Consider the following 7210-nt stretch of genomic DNA (forward strand, 5'->3'; position numbering starts at 1 on the left):
GCGAGCAGGGCCTGGGCCTCGATCGGGTCGCCCAGGCGGGTGCCGGTGCCGTGCGCCTCGACGGCGTCGACCTCGGCGGGCGTCAGACCGGCGTCGGCCAGGGCGGCCCGGATCACCCGCTGCTGCGCCGGGCCGTTGGGGGCGCTGAGCCCGTTGCTGGCGCCGTCCTGGTTGACGGCGGAGCCGCGCACGACGGCCAGCACCGGGTGCCCGTTGCGCCGCGCGTCCGAGAGCCGCTCGACGAGCAGCACGCCGACGCCCTCGGAGAAGCCGGTGCCGTCGGCGGCGTCCGCGAAGGGCTTGCAGCGCCCGTCGAGGGCCAGGCCGCGCTGGCGGGCGAAGTCGACCGGGATCATCGGCGTCGACATCACGGTGACGCCGCCCGCGAGGGCGAGCGTGCACTCGCCGCCGCGCAGCGCGCGGACGGCCAGGTGGAGCGCCACGAGGGACGACGAGCAGGCCGTGTCGACGGTGACGGCCGGGCCCTCCAGACCGAGCGTGTAAGCGACGCGGCCGGAGATCACGCTCGCCGCGTTGCCGGTGCTGACGTACGGCGCGGCCTCGTCGGGGATGCGGGCGACCCGGTCGAGGTAGTCGCTGGAGGACAGGCCGGCGAACACGCCGGTGCGGCTGCCGCGCAGCGTGCCGGGGTCGATGCCGGCGCGTTCGAGGGCCTCCCACGAGGTCTCCAGGAGGAGCCGCTGCTGCGGGTCCATCGCGAGGGCCTCGTTGGGGCTGACGCCGAAGAAGGCGGCGTCGAAGCCGGCGGCGTCGGCGAGGAAGCCGCCCTCGCGGGTGCGGGAGGAGTCGGGGTGGTCGGGGATTCCGTCGTAGAGGCGGTCGAGGTCCCAGCCGCGGTCGGCGGGGAAGGGGGCGATGGCGTCGGTGCCGGCGGACAGCAGGGTCCACAGGTCGTCGGGGGTCGCGACGCCGCCGGGGAAGCGGCAGGCCATGCCGACGATCGCGATCGGCTCGTCGGCCGCCTGGAGCGCGACGCCGGTCCCGGGCGCCCCGGCGGTGCCGGTGAGGCCGTCGGCCAGGTGCCCGGCGAGCGCCCCGGGGGTGGGGTGGTCGAACACGAGGGTCGCGGGCAGCCGCAGGCCGGTCGCGGTGTTGAGGCGGTTGCGCAGCTCCACGGCGGTCAGGGAGTCGAGGCCGAGGTCGCGGAACGTCCGCGCGGCGTGGACCTGCTCGGCCGAGGAGTGGCCGAGGACGGCCGCGGTGCAGCCGCTCACCAGGTCGAGCAGCGCCGCGGCGCGGTCGGCCGCGCTGAGCCCGGCGAGGCGGGCGCGCAGCCCGTCGGCGGCCTGGGCGCCCTGCGCGGCGCGGCGGGCCGGAGTACCCCCGAGAGAAAAACGCAGCAGGGAACGCAGCAGGGCGGGGAGTTCGGCCGAGCCGCGCGAGCGCAGGGCGGCGGTGTCGAGGCGGACGGGGACGAGGAGGGCGCGGTGGTCGGCGAGGGCGGCGTCGAACAGGGCGAGGCCGTCCGGGGTGCTGAGGGTCAGCGCGCCGGACTGCTCGGCGCGGGCCCGGTCGCCCGCGCCGAGGTGGGCGGTCATGGTGCTGGCCTGCGCCCACAGGCCCCAGGCGAGGGCGGTGGTGGGCAGGCCGGCGACGCGGCGGTGCTGGGCGAGGGCGTCGAGCCAGGCGTTGGCGGCGGCGTAGTTGCCCTGGCCGGGCGAGCCGAAGACGCCGGCGGCGGAGGAGAACAGGACGAGGTCGGCGAGGTCGAGGCCGCGGGTGAGCTCGTGCAGGTGGCGGGCGGCGTCGGCCTTGGGGCGCAGCACGGCGGCGAGCCGGTCGGCCGTCAGGCCTTCGACCACGCCGTCGTCGAGGACGCCGGCCGCGTGGACGACGGCGGTGAGCGGGTGTTCGGCGGGCACGGCGGCCAGCAGGGCGGCGAGCGCGGCGCGGTCGGCGGTATCACACGCGACGGCGCGGGCGACGGCGCCGAGGGCCGCGAGGTCGGCGAGGAGTTCGGCGGCGCCGGGGGCGTCGGGGCCGCTGCGGCCGGCGAGCAGCAGGTGGCGGACGCCCCGCGTGGTGACCAGGTGGCGGGCGAGTTCGGCGCCGAGGGTGCCGGTGCCGCCGGTGATCAGGACGGTGCCGTCGGCGGCCCAGGGGCGTGGGACGGTGAGCACGATCTTGCCGGTGTGCCGGGCCTGGGCCATGTACCGGAAGGCCTCGCGGGCGCGGGTGACGTCCCAGCAGGTGAGCGGGAGGGGCTGCAGCGCGCCCTGTTCGAACAGCTCGACCAGGTCGGCGAGCATCCGCCCGATCCGCTCGGGCCCGGCCTCCTGGAGGACGAAGGCCTGGTAGCGGGCGCCGCCGTGGGCGGCGGCGACCTCGGCGGGGTCGCGGACGTCGGTGCGGCCCATCTCGATCAGCCGTCCGCCGGGCCCGAGGAGGCGCAGCGAGGCGTCGACGTACTCCCCCGCGAGGGAGTTGAGGACGACGTCCACGCCTTCGCCGCCGGTGGCGGTGCGGAAGCGCTCCTCGAAGTCGAGGGTGCGGGAGGAGGCGATGGCGGTGTCGGGCAGGCCGTCGGCGCGCAGGAGGTGCTGCTTGGCCTCGCTGGCGGTGCCGTAGACCTCGGCGCCCCAGAGGCGGCCGAGCTGGGTGGCGGCCATGCCGACGCCGCCGGTCGCGGCGTGGACGAGGAGGCGTTCGCCTTCCCGGAGGTCGGCGAGGTCGCGCAGGGCGTAGTAGGCGGTGAGGAAGACGACCGGGACGGAGGCGGCCTGGGCGAAGGTCCAGCCCCGGGGGACGCGGGCGAGCACGCGGTGATCGGCGACGGCGAGCGGGCCGAACCCGCCGGTGACCATGCCCATGACGTGGTCGCCGACGGCGAGTCCGGTGACGCCGGGGCCGAGTTCGCGCACGACTCCGGCGGCCTCGGCGCCGAGGAAGCGGGCGCCGCCGGGGTACATGTCGAGGGCGTTGAGGACGTCGCGGAAGTTGAGGCCGGCGGCGCGGACCTCGATGCGGACCTCGCCCTCGGCGAGCGGTGCGGCCGCGTCGGGGCTCGGCAGGAGTTCGAGGTTGTCGACGGTGCCCTTGGTGCGGATGTCGAGGCGCCACGGGCCGTCGGGCACGGGCAGCGGCCCGGCGGTGTGGGCGCGGGCCAGGCGGGGGGCGTGGGCGGTGCCGTGGCGCAGGGCGAGCCGGGGTTCCCCGGTGGCGAGCGCGGCGGGCAGGGCGCGCCAGGAGGCGGGGTCGTCGTCCAGGTCGGCGAGGACGATGCGGCCGGGGTGCTCGCTCTGCGCGGAGCGGACCAGGCCGTGGACGGCGGCGGCGGGCAGGTCGTGGACGTCCTCGGCGGGGTCGGCGGCGACGGCGCGGCGGGTCAGGACCAGCAGGGGACGGTCCTCGGCGAGCTGGTCCTGGAGGACGGCGAGGGCGCGTTCGAGGGCGGCGAGCGGGTCGTCGCCGCTCAGCTCCACGACCGTCAGATCGGCGGCGGCGGCGTCCGTCAGGGTGACGCCCGCCTCGGAGAGGGCCGCCGCGTGGGCGGGCGGCTCGCCGAGGACGGTCCAGCGGGCGGGGGCCGGCCCCGGCTCGGGGAGGGTCAGGGCCGGCCAGTCCAGGTGGAAGAGCGCCTCGCGGGCCACCCGGGCGGCCGGGTCGAGGGCGCCCTCGGCGAGCGGGCGCACGGCCAGGGCCTCGATGGCGGCCACCGGCCGGCCGGCCGGGTCGGCCATCGCGACGGACACCGCGTCGGGCCCGGCCGGGGTGAGCGTCACCCGCAGCGCGGTGGCCCCGGCGGCGTGGAGCGTGACGCCGGTCCAGGCGAAGGGCAGCCCTGGGCGGCCCGCCAGCGGGCCGAGCCCGGCGGGGTGCAGGGCGGCGTCGAGGAGGGCGGGGTGCAGGCCGTAGCGGGCGGCGTCGGCGCGGGCCGGCCCGGGCAGCTCGACCTCGGCGTGGACGGCGTCGCCGAGGCGCCAGGCCGCGCGCACGCCCTGGAACACCGGGCCGTAGCCGTAGCCCTGTTCGCGCAGGCCCGGGTAGAAGCCGTCGACGTCGATCGGCTCGGCGCCGGCGGGCGGCCAGGCGGCGGCCGTCGGCCCGGGTTCGGCCCCCGCGGGGGCGAGGGTGCGGTCGGGGGCGACGCCGCCGTCGGCGTGCCGGGTCCAACCCTCGGGCGCGTCCGCGTCGGCGGGGCGGGTGTGCAGGGCGACCGGGCGGCGGCCCGTGTCGTCGGGGGCGCCGACCTCGATCTGCACCTGGAGCGCGCCGCGCTCGGGCAGCAGGACCGGCGCGTGCAGGGTCAGTTCCTCGATGCGTCCGCAGCCGAGCTCGTCGCCGGCCCGGACGACCGCCTCGACCAGCGCGGCGCCGGGCACCACGACGGTGCCAGCGACGGCGTGGTCGGCGAGCCACGGGTGGGTGTGCAGCGACCAGCGGGCGGTGGCCACCAGCCCGCCGCCCTGGGCGAGTTCGACAGCGGCGCCGAGCAGCGGGTGCTCCGGCGCGGCCAGGCCCGCCGTGGTGACGTCGCCGCCGGTGCCGCCGGGGCGCGGCCAGTAGCGCTGCCGCTGGAACGGGTACGTCGGCAGCTCGGTGGCGCGCGCGCCGGTGCCGGCGAACAGGAGGTCCCAGTCCACCCGGGCGCCGTGGTTGCGGGCGTCGGCGAGGGCGAGCAGGAAGCGGCCGGGGCCGCCCTCGTCGCGGCGCAGCGTGCCGAGGGCGGCGGCGGGCAGGCCGCCGTCCTCGATGGTCTCCTGGACGCCGGTGGTCACCACGGGGTGCGGGCTGACCTCGACGAACACCCGGTGGCCCGCGGCCAGCAGGGTGCGGGTGGCCTGCTCGAACTCCACGGTGTGGCGCAGGTTGCGGTACCAGTAGGCGGCGTCGAGTCCGGCGGTGTCGATCACGGCGCCGGTGACGGTCGAGCAGAACGGGACGTCGGCGCTGCGCGGGGTGATCGGCGCGAGGAGGTCGAGCAGCTCGTGCTCGATGCGCTCGACGTGCGCGGAGTGCGAGGCGTAGTCGACGGGGATGCGGCGGGCCCGGACGCCGGCCTGCTCGCAGTCGGCGATCAGCTCCTCCAGAGCCTCGGGGTCGCCCGAGACCACCACCGAGCCGGGGCCGTTGACGGCGGCGACGGAGATGCGCTCGTCCCAGTGGGCGAGGCGCTCGCGGACGGCGGCGACCGGCTCGGCCACCGAGACCATGCCGCCGAGGCCGGCGAGCTGCCGGATGGCCCGGCTGCGCAGGGCGACGACGCGGGCGGCGTCGTCCAGGGAGAGCGCGCCGGCCACGCACGCGGCGGCGATCTCGCCCTGGGAGTGGCCGAGTACGGCGGCCGGTTCGACGCCGTGCGCGCGCCACAGTTCGGCGAGCGACACCATGACGGCGAACAGCACGGGCTGCACGACGTCGACGCGGTCGAAGCCGGGTGCGCCGGGCTCGCCGCGCAGGACCCCGGTCGCCGACCAGTCGGTGAACGGTTCGAGGGCCGCCGCGCACTCGGCGAAGCGCTGCGCGAACACCGGTGCGGTGTCCAGGAGTTCGACGGCCATGCCGGCCCACTGGGAGCCCTGGCCGGGGAACACGAACACCGGTGCGCCGTCCCCCGCGGCCTGTCCTTCCAGGACGGCGGGGGTGGCGCGGCCGTCGGCGAGCGCGTCCAGGCCGTCCAGGAGCCCGGCCCGGTCGGGCGCGACGACGGCGGCCCGGTGCTCCAGGGCGGCGCGGGTGGTGACGAGCGAGCGGGCGACGTCGTCCAGGGCGGGCTCGGCCGCACGGACGTGGGCGGCGAGGCGGCGGGCCTGCTCGCGCACGGCCTCGGGGCTCCGGGCGGAGAGCAGCCAGGGCAGCGGGCGGCCGGCGGCCGGGCGCTCGGGCAGCGGCTCGGGCTCGGGGGCCGCTTCGAGGATCACGTGGGCGTTGGTGCCGCTCACGCCGAACGAGGAGACGCCGGCGCGCGGCGGCCGTCCGGTCTCGGGCCACGTGCGCGCCTCGCTCAGCAGCTCGACGGCGCCGGCGGTCCAGTCGACCTGCGCGGTCGGCCCGTCGATGTGCAGGGACTTCGGGAGCTCGCCGTGCTGCATCGCGAGCACGGTCCTCATCACGCCCGCGACGCCGGCGGCGGCCTGGGTGTGGCCGAGGTTGGACTTCACCGAGCCCAGGAGCAGCGGGTGTTCGCGGTCCTGGCCGTAGGTGGCGAGCAGGGCCTGGGCCTCGATCGGGTCGCCGAGGCGGGTGCCGGTGCCGTGCGCCTCGACGGCGTCGACCTCGGCGGGCGTCAGACCGGCGTCAGCGAGGGCGGCCCGGATCACCCGCTGCTGCGACGGGCCGTTGGGCGCCGTCAGCCCGTTGGAGGCACCGTCCTGATTGACGGCGGAACCGCGCACGACGGCCAGCACCGGGTGCCCGTTGCGCCGCGCGTCCGAGAGCCGCTCGACGAGCAGCACGCCGACGCCCTCGGCCCAGCCCGTCCCGTCCGCCGCGTCCGCGAACGGCTTGCAGCGGCCGTCGGGGGCCAAACCGCGCTGGCGCGAGAACTCGACGAACACCTGCGGCGTGGACATCACCGTCACGCCGCCCGCGAGCGCGAGCGTGCACTCGCCGCGGCGCAGCGCCTGGGCGGCCAGGTGCAGGGCGACCAGCGAGGACGAGCACGCGGTGTCGACCGTGACGGCCGGGCCCTCCAGGCCGAGCGTGTAGGCGACGCGGCCCGAGATCACGCTGGCGGCGTTGCCCGTCATCACGTGCCCGGCGACGCCCTCCCGGGCCGGGTCCAGCAGCAGCTGGTAGTCCTGGAAGTTGGAGCCGACGAACACGCCCGTCCGCGAGCCGTGCAGGGCGCCGGGGTCGATGCCGGAGCGCTCGACGGCCTCCCAGACCGTCTCCAGCAGGAGCCGCTGCTGCGGGTCCATCGCGAGGGCCTCGCGCGGGGAGATGCCGAAGAAGGCGGCGTCGAAGTCGGCCGGGGCGGTGAGGAAGGCGCCCTCGGCGACGTAGCTGGTGCCCTCGTGGTCCGGGTCCGGGTGGTGCAGGCGGTCGGTGTCCCAGCCCCGGTCGGCCGGGAACGGGCCCACCGCGTCTCGGCCCTCGGCGAGCAGCCGCCAGAGGTCCTCCGGCGACTCGACGCCGCCGGGGAAGCGGCAGGCCATCGCGACGATCGCGATCGGCTCGTCGGCGGCGACGGCGGCCACCGGCTCCAGGACGGCCGCCGTGCCCGCCAGTTCGGCGCGCAGGTGCGCGG

General features: G+C 77.8%; 1 protein-coding gene. It reads right to left on the minus strand.

All coding sequences use genetic code 11. The features are described from left to right. The coding region (locus ACFV4G_RS42505) for an SDR family NAD(P)-dependent oxidoreductase (RefSeq protein ID WP_380448865.1) at positions 1-7210 on the minus strand (7210 nt) is incomplete at both ends.

The organism is Kitasatospora sp. NPDC059747 (genome assembly GCF_042732955.1).
Taxonomy (GTDB): Bacteria; Actinomycetota; Actinomycetes; order Streptomycetales; family Streptomycetaceae; genus Kitasatospora.